This window comes from Paraburkholderia sediminicola (assembly GCF_046026895.1).
Lineage (GTDB): Bacteria > Pseudomonadota > Gammaproteobacteria > Burkholderiales > Burkholderiaceae > Paraburkholderia > Paraburkholderia sediminicola_C.
On sequence record NZ_JAQQEU010000052.1, the window covers coordinates 17223 to 38687 of the forward strand.

A 21465-nucleotide genomic window follows, 5' to 3' on the forward strand; every position below is an offset into this window, starting at 1 on the left:
CGGCGTCAACAATCAAGACTCGAACTTACGATGTGCCGCGTCGTCCTGACTATCGAGGGCGACGCCAACCGCCTGTTGGCGAACCAGTTTGTTACATAGTAGGAGTGCCTCATGATTGATGACCAGGTAAATGCCGAAGAACTGGCAGAAAGCAGAAGACAGAGAGAGGCTGCGGCGAATGCGACGGATGATGGCATGCCGGTGGTCCAGGGAGGTAAAGAGCGAGATGCCGCCGAAGGGATTCGACACAGAACACCGAAGCAATGGGTCAGGCACGCAAGAAAATGGCTGGGTGCTGGAAGCGGCTTCATGCGACCCTGAACGTCGGTGACTCGTAAGGAAAATATTGTTCCGCCCTGAAACTGAAACGGCGGAGGCGGAAGAACCGGCGAAGCGTCGGTTCTTTTGCAGTGGTGCGGCATCGTCCCGGTACAAAAGTCCTAACCAGGCTCTGACGCCAGATCTGCTGGCGCAGGTTTGAGAAGACCGGCTACGGTGCCATATCGCGATCCAGGCGAGGCGGCATGGATTTCGACAGCCGCACGCGTGAAGCATCCGCGGCTCGTGTGACAGGTTCGGGGCGCCCGAGCCTCTGTACGGCAGCGTGCAGACATGCCAGCCCGGCCGGTACAGACGACGCAGCAGGGTCTGCTACCCGATGGGAACAGGCGCGTAACCCGACTGCTTAGTGTATTCGATTAAGTCGAGCGCGCATTGACATCAGGCAAGGCCACTGCCCGACGGTCACCTGGATGAACCGCGACGCGTTTACGTCCCGGTCGCAGCGCCTTCAAATCCGGCAACAGGCGCTCGCATTCCCGCTTCATCACGGTGCAGCACCCGCAGACACGTCTGATGCATAACGGAGGCCGCAGTGACGCCTCTCGAGACGGCGTAGACGGGTTGGGTCCAATGGTACCGGAGTCGCGGAATGGGGCTTGCTCACGACGGCGGGCGAAGTGAATTGCTCCGCCCGCATCGCGTCAGAACACCGAGACCATATCACTCCTTTCCCCCACCGTTGATCCCGCTTCCGCTTCGCCATACCTGCTTTCCCCGCTCGGAGAGCTCGCCGCAACTATGCTCCGCGTCGGCCTCCGTCCCTTCGATCGCCATTTCACCGCCGGCCTGTTCCTGTGCCTTTTGCTTCTGCCTGTGCCGCGCTGCCACAGCTTCATCGTGCGACCTGCCTGCATAATTCATGGTCATCTCGCCAACTCCTTCAAAAAGTAGTCTTTGCAACGTGCCAAGCTGCCCAGCGCGTGTCATTTCTGGAGCGACCATCCCAATTGCTCGCGTAGCCGGTCCAATAGATGATGCTGATCCATCCAACGGATCTCCCGCTTGCGCAGAAGGCTGCGCCTGTATCGCCGCAGCGACACGCCGAACATCAGCGCCAGCCCGACCGCGATGCCCCACATTGCATACGTCATATCATCCTTTTCAATCTGTTCTCGCTTTACATTCGGCGACAGACCGCACGATAGAGAAATAGCACGCACGCGCCCCAGCGCTTCCAAAATCATGTCGAATCACTCAGTGCTTATGGTGCAGCCAGTCGCGAATTGGATGCACGTCTAGCCAGCGGGTAACCGGCTCGTCCTTGTGTTCTCGCCTGTACCGTGCCGCCGCGAGTATCGCGACGCATAGCAGCACCACGATCCCCACTACAAAACTGATCATTGACTGGGTCATGGCAGCCTCCTTTGAGGTCAGAACCCTACTTATAATTTTAGGTGGCCAGGGAAATAGCAGGAGCCATCTTCATTCAACGCTCCTTGTTCGTGCGAACCGTGTCGCGCGGCTGCATAGTGCGATACAGCCAGCGACGCTACTCAGCGGGTCCCAGGATGACGTTCCGGCGTGGCCGGACGAACGGTCGATTCAGACTACCTTGCGCTAAATGCAGCACAGGCGATGGTGGCACCCCTGATCGCCGTCAGAAGCGAAGCGGCGTTGCCCCGTTAGGGCGCTCCAGGAAGCCGGGGATTGGCAGATCTGGAAGCATTCTCGCGCCAGGTCTGTAGCTTATGAAATCGAATATCGATTCTGCGGACCGCCGACATACTGCTTCTTGGCGATTTCGAGAACCTTTTCGCGAAACTCGTCAAAGGCACCAAGCACCGACCGCTCGTCGGCTCCAACGCCACGTTGCAGATTTCTGAGCATGGCGTCGTCGACCATGAAGGTGATTTCGCGTGAATTGTCGTACCCCCAGAAACACACGCAATGTCGGGAGGCATCATAGCTACGGCTGGGGTTGGGAAATTGAAGCACCGCGATCAACTCTTCGCGCGCACGGCCGAGTAGCGCCACTTACTGGCGTTGGAGTCGATCGCGGCGTAACTGACGCGTCTTTTCTCTCCTCTCAGAGCATCCGCTGCGTCGAGTATATGAGCACGCGTCCCGCGTTCGACGGCGTACTCGCTCTCGCTGCCAATTGCAGCCGAAGCAGGTCTGAGTTGCGATCGCATGATGGGCTCCGAAGCTGGAGGTCGCGCATGGGCGACCGGTCTCCCCACTGTATACCCTTTGGCTGACACCGACGTCTCTATTTACCTTGAATCCTTGGAGTTCAGTTTTCCGAAACGTTTATACAATTCGACCTTGAAGAATTCGCTCGGACGGCGACCGCCGTCGCTTGTCCAGCGCCTTTTGCTCCGCTATACGCAGGCGCCGATCACTAGATGGCGGCGACCGCCGACGGAGCGGATTACGCTGGTGGGTACCACTGCCGCTCCGGGAGGGGTCATGACTGACCTTCACGATTTACCGGTGCGGGATCGTTGGGCGCGCCTGTACTTCGCTCGTGGGTCACTTGCTTGCCGCACCGTCTGAACGGGGGGACTGCGAAAAGTAATCACCGCGCTGCCCACCAAACGCCGGCGTCATCCCCTAACTGACGACGACGTCCAGTTCGGCCGCTCCAACCCTCGAGCGGTGGTTCTACCGGCCCGCAGAGCGGCCCAGGATCCGGTGGCGATCCTGCGTGATCGCAGGCTCCCTTGTGGCAACGGTGCGAATCAGTCGCCCCAGACCAGCTGTACAAAACCGGCTGGGGGGCGTTGGGGCGCGGTCGTCATCAAGTCGCGGAATCGAACGCGCTTCGGCAAACTGCTTGCGTTCGGCGCCGCCTGTGTGATGCCCCGGCAATCGGGTTGTCTTCACGAAAGCCGGGGGATGTTTCCAGCGCCTAGGTCACCCTTCAGGTGTCTTCGAAGGTATTCGGGACCGCCGACTTCAAAAACTCGTGGCCATCCCATGTTAGCCGCCAGTCGCTACCCATCGAGCGGACGAGATTTGCGTCGGCCAGCAGGTTCAACTGATACCACACACCCCGGTTCGAAACATCGAACGCATCCTTGAGCGCGCTTTCAATGTCAAATTCGCTGAGGTGCGCGGATTTGTTTCCCTCGAGAGTCTTCAATATTGCGAGGGCCAGATTCATATCGCGTTTCACGATCTCCTCCTGTCGCAGAGAGGACATACATCGAAAGGGCGCCACCGGTACAACGTCCGTGCAATCATACCGGGTGTGGCTTGGTGCGCGGCTCTTTGCGCTTTCGCACAGTTCCGCGAAAAGGGGTGGCACGACGCGAGCCGCGCAGATCCACGATCGACGTTCATTGGATGGGAAGCCACTGGACGTTCCATCTAACGGAGAGCTTGTGGCCGACCAGGCATAATCCCGTGCGGTCGTCCGGCATCGTGTATCTGATTGCTTTTTTCGTGCTCGTCGCGAGTGGTTTCGCGCAGTGACTGCGACAGATTCCCGGCTGGCTTCTGCGCCGACCTTGAAACCGGCTTTGTGCCCGGTACGGATAAGGGTACATCGATAGAACGTGTGTCATTGTCCTCCGAAAGGAGTCTCTGGGACGCAGGCATCGAAGTACACGGCGAGCCCTGTCTTCTCGCCTGTGGGGGGCGCTGATTGCAGAGCTGACCGGCGGCGCCGCAATCGATGTGATTCCGGGTTCCCGACAGGCTCATGCCACGGTCCGAACGCGTAGGATGATTCAACACCTGTCGCGAGCGCAGCCGGGGATTCAACGCTTCGGCCCCCTCATACCCTCGGTTTCCATCGCAGCATTCCGCTCTTCGCAGGCTTCAATGGGTTCCATGGTCTCGTCGATGGAAGCTGTCGCGCGTTCTGTGGCCGCCTTCGTTTCGTCGACGGTGGAACCGAGTCCTCCGTCGTCGTCGCCCGGTGGCTCCAGCATGTCTCGAAGCATGGCCTCCAACGCCGGCGTGTCCCACGGCGCGCCATGCTGCTCTTTCTTCTTTATGTAGTGCCTGACTTCTGCGTCCTGCTCCGGCGTTAGCGGAAGACCGCGAAATGTGCTTTGGGGGGTAGCGTCGGTCATGGTATTGCTCCGGAATTTATCCCATTTTGAGTGTAGCCCTGTTGTGGGCAGCGAGCCTCTACTATCGGTCTGCGCGTGGACTGATTCGTCCATTCGCATCGGCTCGTCCAGCGAGCGCACGTTGCTATCGGCACAGATACGAGCCCGGGCGCTTTGCGCAATTGCTGCCGATAGCGGCACCGTGCAAACAATCCCCGGGGCGGGACAACGTCACGCGATGACATGGTTCAGCGCAGGTGCCTTACGCAGGAGGGACATACCTCGAGCGTGGCTTGCATCTTTTTGCGGCACCTGCAGGCGGTTTCTACTGCTCATGGCGATGCGAGCACCGATGCAAATCGCGACGGGTCATGACGGATGGCAGGAACTATGACAAAACTGTCCAGACAGTTTTCCATCGAGCGCGTGCACAAAAGCTGTACGCTGGTGATTCCCGACTGCGACCGGATCGGACCCGGATAAGCGCATGGCATTCGACTTTCACAACCTCAGCCGCGGCTATGACGCACTCGGACACTACGTAACGTTCTGGGGTTTTCTGCGGCTATGACAACGCCATGAAGGGGACCACGAATATCGCTGTCGGGCAGACGGGAGGACGGAAGATGCGACTGATCGAAGCGGATGAACGTCAGGCTTTCCTGGCGACCTTGCAGCGCAAGGGACTGGCAGAAGGTGAATTCGAACTGCTGGAAACGGATACGACTGACCCCAAGGGCGACGAGAACGTCGGCCTGCAGGGATATGTCACCGTAACCAGACTATCAACACAAATTGCGAGGGAATACCCCATCGGCTTCGAAACCGGTTGGGTGCAGCATTTCAGACAGGATCTCGAAGCTGGCGTCTTCGATAAGCCGGAATGAGATCCCGCTGTTGCGGCGAACTTTCCGAGCTGGGCAAGCAGGTATGACGAAGTGGAAGCGGGATCAACGGCGGGAGGCAGTGATGTGGTCCTTGTTGATCCGGAGCGATGCGGGCGGCTGAGTGCATTTCGCGCGCCACATCGCTGATGAATCGGGACGCTGGTAGCGAGCGGTCTCGATCAGTAACCCCAGGCACGCCAGCGCCCAATGCGCCTACGCGGCGGTCTTGACTGGTGTCAGGGTGGCCCTGCCGGATCGCGCCCGGCAATCGCACAGGCGACCGTCCGCTTACGGGCGTTGAGTTCGAGCGTCCGAGAACGACCCTGAACTACGAAACGCCAGCCGAACGCCGTTTGCGCAAGGCAGCGCTTGGCGCCACGTCGCGCGCCCCCTGACCGAGCGCCAGCGTCTCGTTTGCGTCCGCGAGGCCAGAGGCGGTCAACGAGGAGGCGATAGCCGTCTTTCGGTGTCGCATCCTCGTATGCCCGCTTGACAAAAATCTTCAGGCTCTTCCGTTTCGAGTGCGGCATTTTTCGCTCCGTTCAGACCGGTGTCCCGATACGCATTACCGGACCCGGACCAGGTCTTGCGCGACGAGCAGTTCAACCCTTTCGCGCAGCATGGGAAGGACTTCGCTTTCGAACCACGGGTGCCGTTGGAACCACGGCTGGTTGCGCGGAGACGGGTGCGGCAACGGAACGAAGGCCGGCGCGTATTCCTTCCACGCCCTGACTGTTTCAGTGAGCAACGGCTTGCGTCGGTTGCCGAGAAAATGCTGTTGTGCATACTGGCCGATCAGCAAGGTCAATTGAATCGTCGGCAGCTTTTCCAGCAGGCAGTCCAACCACCGCTGCGACACTCGCGACGCGCTGGTTTGTCACCGCCGTTACCGCGCCCGGGATAACAGAACCCCATCTGAATGATCGCGAACTGCGACTCGTCGTGAAATGTCGTCACGTCGATTCCGAGCCAGTTCCGAAGACGGTCGCCGCTCGCGTCATCCCACGGAATGCCCGATGCGGCACGCGCGCGCCCGGTGCCTGTCCGACAATCAGGATGCCCGCGTCGGCTCCCGCACGCACGATCGGGCGAGGACCGAGCGGCAGGTGCGGCACACATGCCCGATAGGCACGCACGTCAACCGGAAGCGCATCGAGCGAAGAACAGGGGTGTTATTCATTTTCCGGCCACTTCGTTTCCAGGTTGTCGTCATGGTGTTTGCGTCGCTCACCGGCGATCCCCTGCAACTCGGCTGCTCTGGCGAGTACGACGGTCACGAGTATCGATGAATTCTGGAAAGAAGTGAGTGCATGCGGGACGCCGGATGCCAGATAGACAAGGTCACCGGTACGCAGGATCTGGTGGCCTTCGTTCATCTCGAGATCGACTTCACCTTCGATGCATTGCACCGTGACCGGTCCATCGACTGCATGCACAGGCATCCCCGTGCCAGCCGGAAGAACGATCCGCATGACTTCGAGGCGCTCTTCCTTGAACAGTGCCGTGGTCGGAGTCTGCTCCAGCATGTCGCCGAGCGGTAACAGGCTCGCAACCTCACCAGACGAAAGATGTGATATAGCCACCGGTCTCTCCTTGACGTACAACCCGATCAGTTCAGCCGGCAGTGTGGATCACCAGGCGGCCTGCCGCGCGTGTTGCGATAGCATACTCCGCACGATGCCGGAAACCTGAATCACGGCGGGAAACGGATAGCGCGCACCGGCGCCTATCGCCAGATCCGCGCCGGCGGATCGCTAGCCGGAAATGTCTGGTCGAAAGCCGTATCGACCCGATCGAGGGCAGGGAAAGACGGCTCCCGTAGCTCCTGGGCGTCCTGCTGCTGACCGGTCGACCGACGGATGCGAGGCTGCCGAACACCGGTGACCGGCCCCGGGGTCAGTCGTGGGTCATGCGGATGGGCAACGGATCTCATGGTCGGTCTCCAACGGGTTTCTATTGACTCGCGGACGGATTGGCGTCGTCGCAGGGGCAATCGCACAGGTCAGGTGTGCGCCGACTCGCGATTGGGGTCTGTCCGGTGCCCGACACTTGCGCGCCCGGGAAATGACGTTTGGTCCGGCAAGACCGGGAGGCCTGGTCGCGCGCGGGTTCGATCAATAGAAACACACGATAGCGGACATGTGGCCCGACATTACACCGCGCGGCGCGTGAGCATCGACCTGATCTGGCCGATGGCATACGCGGGATTCAGGTTCTTCGGGCAGATGTCGGTGCAGTTCAGGATCGTGCGGCAACGAAAGAGCCTGTATGGGTCCTCCAGGTTATCGAGCCGCGCCCCGGTGGCCATGTCGCGCGAATCGACGATGAACCGGTAGGCCTGCAGCAGGCCAGCCGGTCCGACGTACTTGTCCGGATTCCACCAGTACGAAGGGCAGGCCGTTGAACAGCACGCGCACAGGATGCACTCGTAGAGGCCGTCAAGCTGGTCGCGTTCTTCGGGACTTTGCAGGCGCTCCCCTTCTGGCGGCGGCGTATCGTTGATCAGATACGGCATCACCGAGTGATACTGGTTGAAGAACGACGTCATATCGACGATCAGGTCACGGATCACGGGCAAGCCGGGCAGCGGCCGCAGGACAATCCGCGACGGCAGATCGTTCATGTTGATCTGGCATGCAAGACCGTTCCTGCCGTTGACGTTGATGGCGTCGGACCCGCAGATGCCTTCGCGGCACGAACGCCGTAGCGAAATCGATTCGTCGACCGACTTCAGCCTGACGAGGACGTCCAGCAGCATCCGGTCGCGCGGATCGATGTCAACCTCGAACGCCTCCATACGCGGCCTGGTATCCGTGTCCGGGTCATACCGGAAGATCTCGATCACGCGGCAGTCACTCATCGTGCATCTCCACTTTGTGTTCCGGGTTCCGAGCCGGTGGTGCTGCTGCTGGCGGACGGCTTTCCGCTGTTACGGATCAATAAGGCAGCCGGCGAGCTGGCTGGTTTTCACTCCCATCGTCAATGCCCGCCGGAGCCGCCCGCTCCGCTGTAATAACCCGATGGAGCTGGGCGAATCGCTCGTCTACCGGGCCCTCGAACAGAGGGTCCGGCTGTCCACCCGCATCAACAAGCTCAATGGCATGCCAGTCGTCATCGTCGAAGTAGCCTATCGCGGCGGGAAACAGCGTCAGCTCTTCGACAGTCATGTTATGCCGCAACCGCTCCGCGTAGAGACGGACGTGGATTTCGACCAGTTCCCGGGACATGTTTTCTTCACGGGCCGCCGCTTCCAGATCCTGGAGCAGTTCGTGACCCTGCGATATCAATGTGACGTGTTGCGCCTCGATTTCCCGCGCAATCCCGCCGGACAACGCGTTCTTGCTCCGCAGTTTCTCCGCGATGCGATCCTCGATCGCATGATGGGTCACATCGGGAAAGCGTGTCAGATAGTAAAGCGCATCCACCAGCAGCGCGATGTTCGGTGCCCCCGGATCAGTGCGCAGTGACCGCCCGTCGTTGAGCAGTTGCACGAGTCGTCCCAGCCTGCCATGTTCGGCCTGCAGGCGCTCAATGACCGTGTGCATCGGGCGCCTCGTCCTGGTTCGGGTTCATACTCGTACTCACCGCCATCGTGTCGAGTGCCAGCGCCGAATGCGCATACGCCGCGCCAGCACGCATCTCGGCCGCGACCCAGATGGCCTCCATGATCTCCTGTCCGGTCGCGCCGCTTTTCAGGGCGGCCGTCGTGTGTCCGCGTATGCAATACGGGCACTGGGTCACGTGGGCGACCGCCACGGCGATCAGCTGTTTCGTCTTCGCGGGTAGCGCGCCGTCGGCGAAAACGCTGTCGCTGAATGCCTTGAACGCAGCTAGTGGTCCGGGCGCCAGTTGCTTGCGCCTTGCTGCGATTCCGGGGTTCGACGGTGGATACATTGCTTTGTCCATGGTTTGGCTCCCAATGCTGGTTCAATGAAGGCGCCACAATGTGGACGCCGAACTCACACCGTATCCGGAAGCGTGCGACGCAGGCAAGCTGCCGCCCGCCGCAGGATGACGCGCCAGCGCTCATCCTGCACTACCCGTCCGGACTCCGGATCAACCTTTGCTGATCTTCGCCTTGTAGCCTGCGTCTTCGAACGCAACGAGGAACTCCTCGGCCATCAGCCACGAGTCGACCTTAACGGTTCTGGCATTGACGTCGACATCGACTTTCGCGTCGGGGTCGACCGCGCCGATGGCCCGGGCAAGCTTCTGTGCGTCGCCATCCCCGGTCATCTTCTCCACCTCGAATTCCATATGTTCCAATTCCATGCAGTGCTCCGGGCACTTCGAATCCGAACGGCCATGCCTTGTCAGTCGACCGGGATCGATATTGGGCCGGTAGCCGCACAATGCCCGCCCGTTGAATGAGGGGCGCCACCGTTACCGTTGATTCGCCTGCCCGATGCAGTTTCACCTCTATCCTTGTGCGCCGGCAAGTTGGGCAATTCAATTAAATTTAAACTATGTCACAACGTGATCTATAGTGGAATGCACGGGATCATCGTGAAAATGTGCTGTTGAATGTTCGGCAGTGTCCGCGCGCCCCGACCTCGCTGCAGGTACGTAGCAACGAACGGAGGGCATCCACCATGACAACGAGATTCAAGGTTGGCGATCATGTGACCTGGAATTCGGAGGCCGGCCATGTCAGCGGCAAGATCATCAAGGTGCATACAAAAGACACCGATTACAAGGGGTACACCCATCACGCCAGCGCGGACGATCCACAATACGAGATCAGGAGTAACAGGACCGACCACATCGCGATGCACAAAGGTGGCGCGCTGAAAAAGATGGCTTCCTGAGAGGGGCTGACTGCTACCGTACAGACGAGCCGCCGACGAATGTGAACCCCTGTCGCTGCGAGCCTGCGTGCTTTAGCCGTTTCGGGTTCGTCGCCGCGAGGCATGCACGCGGGTACAAGGAACGGGCGCAACAAGACCGGCGCGGCTTGTGACGGGACAGCAGATGCTGCAATGCGCTTCGCCCATCGCGAAATTTGCCGGGAGATCGACTGAGGGTACCCATGCGCACTCCCGCGAGCATCCCATCCACCCGATGCTGGTTGTGTTTCCGATCGGTCTCTGGATTTTTTCCCTCGTCTGCGACGTCGTCCGTGTGACCGGCACCCCCGGCGACGCGTGGGCTACCGTCGCGCTTCACAGCATGGTCGGCGGCCTCGTCGGCGCGCTCTGCGCGGCAGTGCCAGGATTTATCGACCTGTTGTTCGACAAGGGTGATGCTGCGCCAGTCAGGAACGTGCCAGGGGGATCGGCCAGCGGCCGCGGCTCAAGGGCAAGGGGATTCCGGGGAAGACGCCGGCGACCTGTACGCAATATTGACGATCGTGCTGCCACCGGCCGACAGCGACAGCGCGCGGGCGGCCTACGAAGCGATGCGGCAGGCGTTCCACTTTGATCCGCGCGCGCATTTTACGGGTTGTCAACCATGAAAGAATCGGTGGCGGTCTTCGTGGAAGGTGAAATTGTCGAGGAAGACGTCGAGTTCACGCTCGTCGAATTGTGCCGGGCAAGCGGCGCGTCGGAAGAACAGCTGACGTTATGGATCGCAGAAGGCGCAGCCGAGCCGCAAGGCACCACGCCGCGCGAATGGCGCTTCAGCGGTGCCGCACTGCGCCGCGTGCGAACCGCCCGACGGCTCGCACAGGATCTCGAGCTCAACGCACCAGGCATTGCGCTCGCGCTCGACCTGCTCGATGAAATCAACACATTGCGAGCGCGTTCGAGGCGCCCGTGCGGTCGTTGAGCGTGTTTTTCACGTTCCTCATCGGCTCAAGGGCGAGCCGGACATCAAGGCCCAAGATATGAGGCCAAGATATGGTTGGCCGGCCGGCTAACCTGAATCAAGCCGGTTGATGCGCGACTCACGGAACACAAGGTTGCGGGACTGCAAGAAGGAGATGGGATGGCACGCATTCACCCGGCACCCCGGCACGATCCGGTGGAGGCAAGTCTGAGCCCCGCGGACGACCGGGTTCACCTGAATCACTGGCTGCCGCCGCAGGCAGGCGTGGTTCCCCGGATCCGGATCGGTCAGCGCTGGGTCAACGTGCTGTGGGCATTGCCGATTGCTTTCATACTGCTGGTTATCGGCGTGGCCATCGCACAGGCACTGCGGCAAATCCCGGCGGTGCAGGAATTCCTTGTGCGCTACCCGGGTATCCCACCTTCAGGAGTAGCTGTCACCACGGGATTCCCCGCCTGGCTCAGGTTGCAGCATTTCCTGAACCTGTTTTTCATGGCGTTCATCATTCGTGCAGGACTCCAGATTCTCGCCGACCACCCGCGGCTGTACTGAAACGCGATTGCACGCCCGGGACGGAATGGTTTCGCTTCCAGAAGGCGGTGCCCACCGGCCGGGTTTGGACCGCGAAGGACGATTCGGTCACGCTTCCGACGTGGCTGGGTATTCCGGGAATCCGTCACTCCATCGGTCTTGCCCGATGGTGGCATTTTTCGATCACGCTGCTGTGGATGATCAACGGCATCGTCTTTTACGCGCTGCTGTTCACGACCGGCCAGTGGCTGCGGCTGGTGCCAACGACCTGGGAGGTGTTCCCCAACGCAGCCTCGACCGCCCTGCAGTACCTGTCGCTCACATTCCCCGCTGATCACAGCTGGCTGCGCTACAACAGCCTGCAACAGATCGCCTATTTCATCACGGTGTTCGTCGCCGCGCCCACTTCCATCCTGACCGGCTTCATGCAGAGCCCGGCGATTTCCAACCGGCTCGGCTGGGGCGGCCGGGCGTTAAACCGCCAGCGGGCACGTTCGATCCATTTCATCGCGCTGTGCTGGTTCCTGTTCTACATCCTCGCGCACGTGACGCTGGTGTTCATCACCGGAGCCCGGGTGAATCTGAACATGATGTTCGCCGGCGTGAACGGCGACTCCTGGAGCGGCGTGCTGGTCTTCGTCCCGGCCATGGCCCTTGTGGCCGTCACCTGGTGGCTGGCGTCGCCGTTCACGCTCCGTCATGCGCGTCTGGTTCAGCGGATCGGAGCGTTCCTGGCCCGACCATTCAATAGCGTGACGCAGTGGTGGGACCCGACGAGCCAGCTCACCGAACAGGACATCTCGCCGTATTTCTGGCCCAACGGAACGATGCCGGCGTCGGCCGGGTTCGACCAGCTCGTGAAGGACGGTTTTGCGCATTACCGGCTGAGAATCGATGGTCTGGTCGAAAAGCCGGTAGAGCTCACATACGCCGAGCTGAAAGCGATGCCGAAGCAGGAACAGATCACCACGCATTTCTGCCTCGATCTGGTGAAACTGACGGCCGATGCCCGCTACGCGGTGTTTTACTCACTGGCCGATGGCGGCGATGGCGGACGCTACTACGACGTCCACAGCATCGCCAACATGCGGCACGAATTGACGATGCTCGCCTATGAGATGAACGGCGCGCCGCTCAGCGTGCTGCATGGCGCGCCGTTGCGGCTGCGCTGCGAGAACGAACTCGGTTTCAAGATGGTCAAGTGGATTGCAGCCATTGAGTTCGTGCACGATTTCGCCGACCTCGGGGCGGGTGAAGGCGGCTACAACGAGGATCACGAATTCTACGGCTACCGCGTGCCGATCTGAGTCGCTTCTCAGATGAAAACGAACATCGCGATCACCGCGGCGGCCATCACACCGGTTGAAAGCCATCCCAGCATCCGCAGCCGCACGGGCGTGACGAACGTGCCCATGACCTTCGGGTTCGACGCCATCAGCATCATCAGCACCATGATCGGCACCGATGTGACGCCATTGATGACGGCGCTCCAGAACAGCGCCCTGATCGGGTCGATCGACGTGAAATCCAGCGCGAGGCCCGCGACCGTCGCGAGCACGATGACCCCGTAGAACCGTTTCGCCAGCTGCGGTTCGAGCGTGAGGCTGTTTTTCCACCGGAAGGTGCCGGCCATCGCATAGGCGGCCGAGCCGGCCAGCACGGGCAGCGCGAGCAGCCCCGTGCCGATGATGCCGAGGCTGAACAGCAGGAACGCAAACTGGCCGGCGATCGGTTTCAGCGCGGAGGCGGCCTGCGCCGAAGTCTGGATGTCGGTGATGTGGTGGGCATGCAGGGTGACCGCAGTAGTGAGCATGATGAAAAACGCAACGAGATTGGAAAACGCCATCCCGATCGACGTATCCAGGCGGATTCGGCTCAGGTTTGCCGGACCCTGTGACGGCATTTTCGTCAACGCCTACTGCCCTTGCTTCGCATGCAGCTCCTCGACCTCCTGCGACGCCTGCCAGAAGAACAGGTACGGGCTGACGGTGGTGCCGAACACCGCGACCACCGTCGTGATGTAGCCCGCGCTCCACGAGCCGTGCGGAAGTACCGTCCGCAGCGCCACGGTCGCCCACGGGATCTCCACCGCGAAGACAACGCCGACGTATGCGAACAGTGTCAGGGTGAGCCACTTGAGCACGCGAACATACCCGCGGTACGGCACGAACACCTGCAACGTCAGCGAAAACACACCCAGTCCGACCGTGTAAGCGCGCGTGGGGCCGCCGACGAGCAGATTGACGGCCGCACCCATGGCCGTCAGGTCGGCTGCAAGGTTGATCGTGTTCGCCACCAACAGGAGGATGACGGTGCCGTACAGCAGCCATCGCGGGTAATGGCGCCGAAGATTCGTCGCGAGACCATGACCGCTCACCCGCCCAATTCTTGCGCTCACGACCTGAATGGCGACCATCAGCGGATACGTCAGCAGGACGGTCCACAGCATGTTGAAGCCGAATTGCGCACCCGCCTGCGAGTAGGTGGCGATACCGCTCGGATCGTCGTCGGCCGCGCCGGTGATGAGTCCTGGTCCGAGCTTCGCAAACCACGAGTCGGCCTGACTGTCGACTTCGATATCGACCTTTGCGGACGAGGTCATGTCGTGTTTCATAAACGCCCGGAGCGGTGCGACAGCGGTAGATTGTAGGATCGAATCAGTTATACATATCGCGGACCAAAGGCGACCGTCGCCGCGTCGGCACCAGCCTGCGGCCCGGCCTATTCAGCGAACAGATCGGGTCCAAACACTTCGTAGTTAATACGCGTCTCAGGGATGCCCAGACTCTTCAGTGCGTCGTGCTGCGTCCGCACGAACGGAATTGGCCCGCAGATGTAGTAATCGGCATCGGTCAACAGGACGGAATCCCGGATCGGTTTGATGTCAACCATCCCCGGGTAATCGTAGTCCTGCCCCTGGACATCCTGCGGAAGCGGTTTGTCGTAGAAGACGACAAGGTGGAAGTTGGGGTTGGTTCTGGCAGTCTCGCGCAGCCGGTCGCGCATCGCGTGCATGCCGCTGTTGCGCGCACCGTGCACGAACACCACGTGCCGGTACGGATCCTTGAGAGCCCGCTTGAGCATGCTGATAATCGGGGTAAGCCCCACGCCGCCGCTGATCAGCACGATGGGCGTCGTCGCACCCACATCGATATGGAAATTGCCGTACGGCGCGGCCAGCCTGACTTCATCCCCAACCTTGACGTGATCGTGCAACAGGCTGGAAACATAGCCCGGCGGCTGTGAGCCGCCGCCTTCACGTTTAACGGAAATGCGGTAGCTGCGTGCGTTTGGCATGTCCGACAGGCTGTACTGGCGAATCTGCTGCAGACCGAGTGCAGGCACGTCCACCGCAATGCTGATGTATTGCCCGGGTTCGAAATTCGGGACAGGTCCGCCATCGACCGGCTCGAGCACGAAGGACGTAATGACGCTACTCTCGGGCCGCTTTTCGCGAACGATAAAGTTGCGCCATCCGATCCAGCCGCCCGGTTGCGCTACGGAGCGCTCGCGCAACTCACTTTCCATGCCCATCAGGATATCTGCAAGGTTGCCGTAGGCCTGGGCCCAGGCAGAAATGATGTCCTCTCTTGCCGCGCTACCCAGTACTTCCTGGATTGCGGCCAGCAGGTGGTCGCCGACAATGGGGATTGCTCCGGCCGCACGCCCAGGCTCGCATGCTTGCTGGCAATATTCTTCAGCACCGCCGTCAGGCTCCCCGGGTCCTCGATGTTCTCCGCGTACGCATACACCGCGCGCGCCAGCGCCTGCTGCTGCTGGCCCTGTTCCTGATGTGCCATGTTGAACACGTTCTTCAACTCAGGATGGGCCTCGAAAAGGCGCTTATAAAAGTGCTCGATGATGGGATATCCATGCTGTGCGAGCACGGGCGCGGTGGCTTTCACGATGTCCTTCGTTCTCTCGTCAGCATTGCTGCCTCCTTTGCAAGATTACGTCAATCTGTGAGCTCACAGTAGCTCCAGTCTATACGTCGGCATGTCGAATGGAATGCAGCCGGCAACCAGGGCTGCCACGAGAAGCGTCGGCGCGACAAATGTCTTGCCCGACTTTTCATCAATGTACTCCGGCCGGCGGCGAAATTCACCGGGCTCGTTTTCGCGGAATACCCGGGTGCGCAGCGGGTGGACGTCTTTTTGATCGAGTCAGATTGCATCGCCGCATCCTCGCCGACTGGTACAAACAGGTCGACAATTCACGCCGTTGAGATAAGTCTTCTTATCTCAAGGCGCACTTTCATGGACTAAACTCGGTGTCATGAAAACACGTCTGACGTCCCCCTCCGCTTCCGCGCCGACACCAGACGGCTTTCCCGATGCCGACTCGCTGGCTGCGCTGCGTGCCTGGTACGCGGGCCTGTCGGCGCGGGAAGCGGTCCAGCGTTACCTGTGCGGTAGCATGGGCGAGCGACAGTCTGCACGTGGCATCCTTGGGCGCATCCGTCGCCAACTGGTCGCCGTGGCTCGCGGTCTTCACCGCGACGATCTCGCCATACTGTTCGGGCATCCGGTGGCCGAACGTATCGAACGGGCCAAGGCGGTGACGCACGCGATAGGGGTGCTCCGGTCGATGCCGGCACCGGAGCCGCAGATCAGCGACGACATCGAACGATGGTTTCCCGCCCGAAGTGGAAAGGCACTGCGCGCACACGGTATCGATACGCTAGCTGACCTGACTGTGCGGATTCCCCGCCGTCGCAAGTGGTGGAAAGCCGTACCCGGGCTCGGCGCGGCAAGCGCACGGCGGATCGAAGCGTTCTTCGCCGCGTATCCCGCGCTGACGGAGCGGGCACGCGCCCTGATCACGGCCTCTGTTCCGGGTCCGGCGTTCCGTGGGAATCACTGCGGCTGCCGCACCAGGTTGATGGCTCGTCAGGTGCCTTTCGCGCGCCTTGGCACACCTGCACGCTCGACGCCAAGAACGATTACGCAGCCGTGCAGGCCTGGCTGTCGCTGCACGAGTCCACCGCAACGCAGCGGGCCTACCGTAAGGAAGCCGAACGCCTGATTCTCTGGGCGATCGTCGAACGTGACCGCGCCCTGTCGTCGCTGACGACGGAGGATGCAATCGCGTACCGGAGTTTCCTGCGCCGGCCGGCGCCCCGCGAGCGCTGGGTGGGGCCCGTGCGGGCTCGCACCTCGCCGGAGTGGCGGCCATTCTCGGGTGGGCTGTCCGCCCGCTCAACCGCCTACGCGCTGTCGGTGCTTGGGGCGATGTTCCGCTGGCTGATCGCGCAGCGCTATCTGCTGGCGAACCCGTTTGCCGGCGTCAAGGTACGCGGCACCAGCCGCTCAACCGTGCTCGATACGTCCCACGCCTTTACCGAGGGCGAGTGGCTGCTCGTGCGTACCATTGCAGACGGACTCGAGTGGTCGTATGGCTGGGAAGCGCCGGCGGCGCAACGCCTGCGCTTCGTGCTGGACTTCGCGTATGCGACCGGCCTGCGCGTGAGCGAACTGGTCGGCGCCTGTCTTTCCAACATCGAAACCGACGCCCGCGGTGATCATTGGGTGAGCGTTATCGGGAAAGGTCGCAAGGCGGGTAAGGTTGCGCTGCCACCTAGGGCCCGCACTGCGCTGGACCGCTATCTGCTAGAGCGAATGTTGCCGGTCACGCCAACCCGCTGGCACCCCGACACGCCGCTCATCGGCAGCCTCGAGCAGGACAGCGTGACAGGCATCAGCGGTGTGCGGCTATGGGAGATTACGCGGCGATTCTTCGGGAAAGCAGCCGAAGTCATCGAGCCGGACAATCCGGTGCTCGCGGAAAAGCTGCGTCGCGCGAGTCCACACTGGACTCGGCACACCCATGCCACTCACGCCCTCGCGCGCGGCGTGGAACTCACCACCGTGCGCGATAATCTGCGCCACGCGTCGATTGCGACCACGTCGATCTACCTGCACAGCGATGACGTTAAGCGGGCCAGGCAAATCCGTGACGCATTCGCGGACTGATACGCCCGGGCTTGGCCCGCATGTTGGCGTGGTGGCGTCAGCCGGACAGACGGTTTTTCGCTAAATGGAGGAGTTGCAACTTTACGTCAATCGGCCGCAAACCCTTTCCCCATAAGGCCCACCGTTTCGACTTCCTTCTAAAATGGAAAGAGTCTCAACTTTAGTAGCAAATTCGCACCAACTTTAGTTCGTTTGACAGCTGGGCTGCTGGGACGATGTCGACCATCACAGCTTCCACGGTCGCCTCGTTCGTGGCGAGGTACTGTGTTTCGACGATACGCCCCTGCCACCGGAACTGCGTGAGCGGTTACTGCGCGAATGCGAACGGTTGGCGCTCGTCGAACAGCAATTTGCAGCGCTTGAGAAAGCCCGGCACGAGAATCTGCCGCCCCCCGCACGCAAGCGGATCGAAGACCTGTCAAGACTGAAGGGTCTGGGACCGGTCGGCGCGTCGCGCCTCGCACTCGAACTATTCTGGCGGACATTCCACAACCGCCGTGAAGTCGGGGCGTGTGTTGGCCTCGTACCGCAACCCTACGATAGCGGTGAGAGCCGGGTGGATCAAGGGATAAGCAAACAGGGCAACCGGCGCGTGCGCGCGCTGTTGACCGAACTGGCATGGTCATGGCTGCGCTACCAGCCCGACAGTGCGCTGACACAGTGGTTCTACCAGCGCACCCAGGGAACGCAAATGAATCGCCGTTCCCGACGTATTGCGATCGTCGCCGTTGCGCGACGCCTCGCGATTGCACTCTGGCGCTATCTGAAGGATGGGCTCATACCCGAGGGAGCGCAACTGAAGTCAAGCTAACTTAAAGCGTGCGGTAACAACGCCATTATGAAAGGCTCGAAACAGGATGCAGGGGCGGTCTGAAGTGAACATGCCCGTGGGGTGCCCGGGTTACTGCTAACGCGCTTTTCAGCCCCGGCCTCCCCGTTCAACGCTACTTCGGATCGGTGAAGCGCGTCTGCCGCAACCCGGTTTGTTGCTCCCGCTTTGCAAATTCCTCGCGTGCGGCCAGCATCGCGGGCTGATGCTCCACGGCCCAGCTGTGGAGTGACCGTAGTGGCACGATCAACGACCTTCCGAGGTCCGTCAGCTCATAGTCCACACGCGGTGGAATGGTCGGATACATCGTCCGGCTGACCAGGCCGTCCTGCTCCAGGCTTTTCAGGGTGAGCGTGAGCATGCGCTGTGAAATGCCTTCGATCAGGCGCGCGATCTGGTTGTAACGCATCGGCCCGTTCGACAACGAGCCGACCACCATCACCGTCCATTTGTCGCCGATGCGGGCGAGCGTTGGGATCACTTCCCGGCACCCCTCGCGGGAATCCGACGCCTCAGTGGCGCGAACAGGAATGTTCGTATCAGACAAAAAAGTGCCTCCTTGTGCGAACTTTTTCAGCCTCTATCATAGCGTAACGAACAAAATGTTCCTTACTGCGAGGTCCGGAGCGGCGCGGGCGATCTCGGTGCTGCCCCGTCCTCAGATCCCGGAGAAGAAATTTGAAACTATTGCACATTGATTCCAGTATCTCAGGCGCCCAGTCTGTCAGTCGCCAACTGTCAGCCAGTATCGTGACCCGCCTCAAGGACGCCTTGCCGGGTCTCGGGGTCAGCTACCGTGATCTGGCGGCCGAGCCGGTGCCGCATCAGTCACCTGCCGCCCGGTTCGCAAAGCTGAAATCACTATACGAGGCGGGCGCGCTGGTCGGCGAGGTCGGGGAGATGGTAGCTGCCGCCATGCAGGGTGGTGCCCAGGTCGATGCTTCGGCGCAGGGTGAAGTTGAGGCAAGTAACGGTGCCCTGGACGAGTTCCTTGCCGCCGATATCGTCGTCATCGGCGCCCCGATGTACAACTTCGGCATTCCGAGTCAGCTAAAGGCCTGGATCGACTGCCTGGCCGCGCCGGGCAAGACCTTCAGCTACACCGCGACGGGCGTGGAAGGCCTCGCCGGCAGTAAGAAGGTGATTGTTGCATCGTCGCGTGGCGGGTTCTACTCCGCGTCGTCGCCGATGGCCTTCATGGATCACCAGGAGACGTTCCTGTCGAGCTTCTTCCGGTTCATCGGCATCACCGACGTGACGTTTGTACGCGCCGAAGGGGTCAACACAGGTCCTGAGCAGCGGCAGCGCGCGCTCGAATCCGCGTTGGCTGAAATCGCCCTCCTGAAGGCTGAGTGTCCGCGCAACTGAACCAGGAGAAGACGAGGCCCGCGTCGAAGGGGCAGTGAACAGCGTGCAATTGACAACAAGGTGGGCTGCAATGAAATCGTTGAATCAGGAAGACAGGATTCTGCTCGAAAGCGGATTACTTCCAGTAAGAAAGGTCGATATCGAGACCCCGCGTCTGGGAGACGCACCGCTTGCGATGACGTACCGGACAGGTGGTCCGGTCGATGCTCCAGCAATTGTTCTACTTCACGGTATCGGTTCGAGTTCCGCGGGGTATCGTGCCCAGCTGGCCGGTCTCCAGGACAGCTTTCGGGTCGTGGCATGGGACGCCCCGGGTTACGGTCAGAGCGCACCATTGCGGGTTGCTAGACCGGGCGTTGAGGACTATGCCGACGCGCTCATGGGCCTCATGTCGGCACTTGGCATCGGCACCGCTACCATTGTCGGCAGTTCGTGGGGAAGCGTGATTGCCGCCGCCTTTGAGAATCGCTATCCGGAGGCAACCCGCTCGCTGATTCTGTCGGCACCAAATGTCGCGCGCGGACATCTACAGGGCGAGGCGAAGTCCCGAGAAGTTGAGGCGCTTCTGCATGCGGGCAAGGCGATGTCGCCGTCCGATAGGGTGGCCATGGTTGACCTGCTTGTTGCACCAGACACGCCCTCCGCCGTTCGGGATCATGTATTGCGGTTGGCTGACGCAGTCACGCCGGCTGGCTGGGCTCACGCAGTGTATATGGTTTTCTCGGCTTCCACCCCGCCTCTGGTCGCGGCAGCGACGGTGCCCGTATCAATCGTCGTTGGCGACCGTGACCGGATGGCGCCGATGGACGAGCACGCGCTGAAGCTGCATACGGCGGCCCCTGCCTCGATCCTCCACGTCCTGGAGGACATCGGTCACGTTCCAAAGCTCGAGGCTCCCGCCCGATTCAACCAGATCCTGCGCAACGCGGCGGGCGTAGCCGACTCGTAACTTCAACTGACCGAGGCGCGACGGCTTCCTTCCAGACAAGTGTGCCGTCAGCGTGCACGGCGGCGCAGATTGGCTCCTTCGCCGTGCCGTGCCCGAAGGCGAGCGGCAGTGCACCGGGCAGCGCTGCGCATGTCGTCTTCAGGATCGGCCTGAAGCACATCAGGCTGGCGCGATAGATCGCATCGCGCGGCGACAGTCCTTTGCGCGACGCGTCGATAGCGAAATCCACCATCATGATCGCGTTCTGCTTGAGCAGGATCGCGCCGATCAACGACATGACTGTGAACTCGACGTGAAACAGCATCAACGCGAGCAACGCGCCGACGCCGGCCGAGGGCTGCGTCGCTAGAATCGTCAGCGGATGTGCATAACTTTCGTAAAGCATGCCGAGCACGATATAAACATATAAACGGCGGTAAGCGCGACCACGATCAGCAAACACCTGCCAGCCGGCACGCCAGCGCGAACGACCGTTTGACCGCAAAGCTGCCGCTAAAGAGGCGCGGGATCCAGCGGCCGGAGTGGGTGTGCGCCGTGAAAAGGTGGCGCTTTCCAGCGGGTGCAAGCCCCGCCCGGCAAATGCTCCAGCCGGAAGCAACCGGAGCAGCTATGGAGGCAACGAAGTGGCTGAAGCCTTCGGTGATGCGTGTCACAAATTGGTGACAGCGCGAGTGTGCAGGCCGTAACGCGAGTGAACGCCGAGCAAACCTCGAAAAGGTCGATGCGCAGGCCGACCCGACAACCCTATCGGGGAAGGCTGATACGGCTGGGCGAATGAGCAGGCTGGACGCCCAGTCGCTGCGCCGGGGTAGTGGCG

At 61.2% G+C, this 21465-nt stretch carries 21 protein-coding genes and 8 pseudogenes; 12 read left to right on the plus strand and 17 right to left on the minus strand.

Annotation, left to right across the window (positions count from 1 at the left end; all coding sequences use genetic code 11):
- The first annotated feature begins 111 nt into the window (after positions 1–111).
- Positions 112–321, plus strand: a complete 210-nt coding sequence (locus tag PQR02_RS28110) for a hypothetical protein (RefSeq protein WP_327632509.1) — start codon at positions 112–114, stop codon at positions 319–321.
- A gap of 681 nt (positions 322–1002) precedes the next feature.
- On the opposite strand, the gene PQR02_RS28115 is transcribed toward PQR02_RS28110, so the two are convergent.
- From PQR02_RS28115 to PQR02_RS28140, 6 genes are all read right to left on the minus strand, one after another.
- Positions 1003–1209 (minus strand): hypothetical protein, encoded by a 207-nt coding sequence (locus tag PQR02_RS28115; protein WP_029972085.1) that lies wholly within the window; start codon positions 1207–1209, stop codon positions 1003–1005.
- A 56-nt stretch (positions 1210–1265) separates the two neighbouring features.
- Complete coding sequence (locus tag PQR02_RS28120; RefSeq protein WP_408239118.1) at positions 1266–1526, minus strand: hypothetical protein; 261 nt, start codon at positions 1524–1526, stop codon at positions 1266–1268.
- Positions 1527–1536: 10 nt separating this feature from the next.
- Positions 1537–1695, minus strand: a complete 159-nt coding sequence (locus PQR02_RS28125; protein ID WP_327632511.1) for a hypothetical protein — start codon at positions 1693–1695, stop codon at positions 1537–1539.
- 333 nt (positions 1696–2028) lie between these two features.
- Complete coding sequence (locus tag PQR02_RS28130) at positions 2029–2316, minus strand: DUF1488 family protein (protein WP_408239121.1); 288 nt, start codon at positions 2314–2316, stop codon at positions 2029–2031.
- An 889-nt stretch (positions 2317–3205) separates the two neighbouring features.
- Entirely contained in the window at positions 3206–3460 is a 255-nt protein-coding gene (locus tag PQR02_RS28135) for a DUF2513 domain-containing protein (protein WP_408239124.1), read from the minus strand.
- A 586-nt stretch (positions 3461–4046) separates the two neighbouring features.
- Positions 4047–4364 carry a hypothetical protein gene (locus PQR02_RS28140; protein ID WP_408239127.1) on the minus strand — a complete coding sequence of 106 codons (318 nt, stop codon included), beginning with the start codon at positions 4362–4364 and terminating at the stop codon, positions 4047–4049.
- 605 nt (positions 4365–4969) lie between these two features.
- Here PQR02_RS28140 and PQR02_RS28145 point away from each other — a divergent pair.
- Positions 4970–5230: a transcriptional regulator gene (locus tag PQR02_RS28145; protein WP_172159498.1), complete on the plus strand. Its 261-nt coding sequence runs from the start codon at positions 4970–4972 to the stop codon at positions 5228–5230.
- A gap of 236 nt (positions 5231–5466) precedes the next feature.
- On the opposite strand, the gene PQR02_RS28150 is transcribed toward PQR02_RS28145, so the two are convergent.
- The 7 genes and pseudogenes from PQR02_RS28150 to PQR02_RS28180 all read right to left on the minus strand — a co-directional run bounded on the left by PQR02_RS28150 (position 5467) and on the right by PQR02_RS28180 (position 9502).
- Positions 5467–5760, minus strand: a complete 294-nt coding sequence (locus tag PQR02_RS28150) for a DUF488 family protein, N3 subclade (RefSeq protein WP_408239132.1) — start codon at positions 5758–5760, stop codon at positions 5467–5469.
- A gap of 35 nt (positions 5761–5795) precedes the next feature.
- Positions 5796–6366: pseudogene (locus PQR02_RS28155) on the minus strand (uracil-DNA glycosylase family protein).
- Positions 6367–6402: 36 nt separating this feature from the next.
- A complete protein-coding gene (locus PQR02_RS28160; protein ID WP_408239135.1) occupies positions 6403–6813 on the minus strand; it encodes a cupin domain-containing protein in 411 nt (136 codons plus the stop codon).
- A gap of 569 nt (positions 6814–7382) precedes the next feature.
- Positions 7383–8090, minus strand: a complete 708-nt coding sequence (locus tag PQR02_RS28165) for a succinate dehydrogenase/fumarate reductase iron-sulfur subunit (RefSeq protein ID WP_408239138.1) — start codon at positions 8088–8090, stop codon at positions 7383–7385.
- Between the two features lie 76 nt (positions 8091–8166).
- Positions 8167–8775, minus strand: coding sequence for a hemerythrin domain-containing protein (locus tag PQR02_RS28170; protein WP_408239141.1), 609 nt, complete (start codon positions 8773–8775; stop codon positions 8167–8169).
- A complete protein-coding gene (locus PQR02_RS28175; protein WP_408239144.1) occupies positions 8759–9136 on the minus strand; it encodes a carboxymuconolactone decarboxylase family protein in 378 nt (125 codons plus the stop codon). Before PQR02_RS28175 ends, PQR02_RS28170 begins: the two co-directional genes overlap by 17 nt.
- A gap of 150 nt (positions 9137–9286) precedes the next feature.
- A complete protein-coding gene (locus tag PQR02_RS28180) occupies positions 9287–9502 on the minus strand; it encodes a heavy-metal-associated domain-containing protein (RefSeq protein WP_408239147.1) in 216 nt (71 codons plus the stop codon).
- Between the two features lie 320 nt (positions 9503–9822).
- Here PQR02_RS28180 and PQR02_RS28185 point away from each other — a divergent pair, with 320 nt between their 5' ends.
- The 6 genes and pseudogenes from PQR02_RS28185 to PQR02_RS28210 all read left to right on the plus strand — a co-directional run bounded on the left by PQR02_RS28185 (position 9823) and on the right by PQR02_RS28210 (position 12837).
- Complete coding sequence (locus PQR02_RS28185) at positions 9823–10038, plus strand: hypervirulence associated TUDOR domain-containing protein (protein ID WP_408239150.1); 216 nt, start codon at positions 9823–9825, stop codon at positions 10036–10038.
- A gap of 163 nt (positions 10039–10201) precedes the next feature.
- Positions 10202–10453, plus strand: a pseudogene (locus PQR02_RS28190) (DUF2231 domain-containing protein); the annotation flags it as partial.
- 53 nt (positions 10454–10506) lie between these two features.
- Positions 10507–10685 (plus strand): annotated as a pseudogene (locus tag PQR02_RS28195) (J domain-containing protein); the annotation flags it as partial.
- Positions 10682–10999, plus strand: coding sequence for a chaperone modulator CbpM (locus tag PQR02_RS28200; protein ID WP_408239153.1), 318 nt, complete (start codon positions 10682–10684; stop codon positions 10997–10999). The pseudogene PQR02_RS28195 and the gene PQR02_RS28200, both read left to right, overlap by 4 nt.
- Before the next feature lie 159 nt (positions 11000–11158).
- Positions 11159–11551, plus strand: coding sequence for a hypothetical protein (locus PQR02_RS28205; protein WP_408239156.1), 393 nt, complete (start codon positions 11159–11161; stop codon positions 11549–11551).
- Positions 11552–11727: 176 nt separating this feature from the next.
- Positions 11728–12837 (plus strand): molybdopterin-dependent oxidoreductase, encoded by a 1110-nt coding sequence (locus tag PQR02_RS28210; protein ID WP_494478099.1) that lies wholly within the window; start codon positions 11728–11730, stop codon positions 12835–12837.
- Positions 12838–12845: 8 nt separating this feature from the next.
- On the opposite strand, the pseudogene PQR02_RS28215 reads toward PQR02_RS28210, so the two are convergent.
- Both PQR02_RS28215 and hmpA read right to left on the minus strand, forming a co-directional pair.
- Positions 12846–14132 (minus strand): annotated as a pseudogene (locus PQR02_RS28215) (NRAMP family divalent metal transporter).
- Positions 14133–14251: 119 nt separating this feature from the next.
- A pseudogene (gene hmpA, locus PQR02_RS28220) lies at positions 14252–15438 on the minus strand (NO-inducible flavohemoprotein).
- Positions 15439–15805: 367 nt separating this feature from the next.
- Between hmpA and PQR02_RS28225 the strand changes: the two are divergent.
- Both PQR02_RS28225 and PQR02_RS28230 read left to right on the plus strand, forming a co-directional pair.
- A pseudogene (locus PQR02_RS28225) lies at positions 15806–17502 on the plus strand (site-specific integrase).
- 199 nt (positions 17503–17701) lie between these two features.
- A pseudogene (locus PQR02_RS28230) lies at positions 17702–18313 on the plus strand (transposase); the annotation flags it as partial.
- A gap of 133 nt (positions 18314–18446) precedes the next feature.
- On the opposite strand, the gene PQR02_RS28235 reads toward PQR02_RS28230, so the two are convergent.
- A complete protein-coding gene (locus PQR02_RS28235; protein ID WP_408239162.1) occupies positions 18447–18878 on the minus strand; it encodes a winged helix-turn-helix transcriptional regulator in 432 nt (143 codons plus the stop codon).
- 131 nt (positions 18879–19009) lie between these two features.
- Here PQR02_RS28235 and PQR02_RS28240 point away from each other — a divergent pair, with 131 nt between their 5' ends.
- Together PQR02_RS28240 and PQR02_RS28245 are read left to right on the plus strand one after the other, a co-directional pair.
- Complete coding sequence (locus PQR02_RS28240; protein WP_408239165.1) at positions 19010–19699, plus strand: FMN-dependent NADH-azoreductase; 690 nt, start codon at positions 19010–19012, stop codon at positions 19697–19699.
- A 70-nt stretch (positions 19700–19769) separates the two neighbouring features.
- Entirely contained in the window at positions 19770–20648 is an 879-nt protein-coding gene (locus PQR02_RS28245; RefSeq protein ID WP_408239168.1) for an alpha/beta fold hydrolase, read from the plus strand.
- Between the two features lie 73 nt (positions 20649–20721).
- Here the strand turns inward: PQR02_RS28245 and PQR02_RS28250 are convergent.
- A pseudogene (locus PQR02_RS28250) lies at positions 20722–21051 on the minus strand (efflux RND transporter permease subunit); the annotation flags it as partial.
- Positions 21052–21465 lie beyond the last annotated feature (414 nt).

Excerpts from the sequence above, each read along its gene's own strand:
- PQR02_RS28125 (WP_327632511.1), bottom strand. The coding sequence starts at position 1,695 with ATGACCCAGTCAATGATCAGTTTTGTAGTGGGGATCGTGGTGCTGCTA.
- PQR02_RS28175 (WP_408239144.1), bottom strand. The coding sequence starts at position 9,136 with ATGGACAAAGCAATGTATCCACCGTCGAACCCCGGAATCGCAGCAAGG.
- PQR02_RS28110 (WP_327632509.1), top strand. The coding sequence starts at position 112 with ATGATTGATGACCAGGTAAATGCCGAAGAACTGGCAGAAAGCAGAAGA.
- PQR02_RS28140 (WP_408239127.1), bottom strand. The coding sequence starts at position 4,364 with ATGACCGACGCTACCCCCCAAAGCACATTTCGCGGTCTTCCGCTAACG.
- PQR02_RS28165 (WP_408239138.1), bottom strand. The coding sequence starts at position 8,090 with ATGAGTGACTGCCGCGTGATCGAGATCTTCCGGTATGACCCGGACACG.
- PQR02_RS28200 (WP_408239153.1), top strand. The coding sequence starts at position 10,682 with ATGAAAGAATCGGTGGCGGTCTTCGTGGAAGGTGAAATTGTCGAGGAA.
- PQR02_RS28170 (WP_408239141.1), bottom strand. The coding sequence starts at position 8,775 with ATGCACACGGTCATTGAGCGCCTGCAGGCCGAACATGGCAGGCTGGGA.
- PQR02_RS28185 (WP_408239150.1), top strand. The coding sequence starts at position 9,823 with ATGACAACGAGATTCAAGGTTGGCGATCATGTGACCTGGAATTCGGAG.
- PQR02_RS28205 (WP_408239156.1), top strand. The coding sequence starts at position 11,159 with ATGGCACGCATTCACCCGGCACCCCGGCACGATCCGGTGGAGGCAAGT.
- PQR02_RS28150 (WP_408239132.1), bottom strand. The coding sequence starts at position 5,760 with ATGCCGCACTCGAAACGGAAGAGCCTGAAGATTTTTGTCAAGCGGGCA.
- PQR02_RS28115 (WP_029972085.1), bottom strand. The coding sequence starts at position 1,209 with ATGACCATGAATTATGCAGGCAGGTCGCACGATGAAGCTGTGGCAGCG.
- PQR02_RS28245 (WP_408239168.1), top strand. The coding sequence starts at position 19,770 with ATGAAATCGTTGAATCAGGAAGACAGGATTCTGCTCGAAAGCGGATTA.
- PQR02_RS28145 (WP_172159498.1), top strand. The coding sequence starts at position 4,970 with ATGCGACTGATCGAAGCGGATGAACGTCAGGCTTTCCTGGCGACCTTG.
- PQR02_RS28120 (WP_408239118.1), bottom strand. The coding sequence starts at position 1,526 with ATGATTTTGGAAGCGCTGGGGCGCGTGCGTGCTATTTCTCTATCGTGC.
- PQR02_RS28210 (WP_494478099.1), top strand. The coding sequence starts at position 11,728 with ATGATCAACGGCATCGTCTTTTACGCGCTGCTGTTCACGACCGGCCAG.
- PQR02_RS28180 (WP_408239147.1), bottom strand. The coding sequence starts at position 9,502 with ATGGAATTGGAACATATGGAATTCGAGGTGGAGAAGATGACCGGGGAT.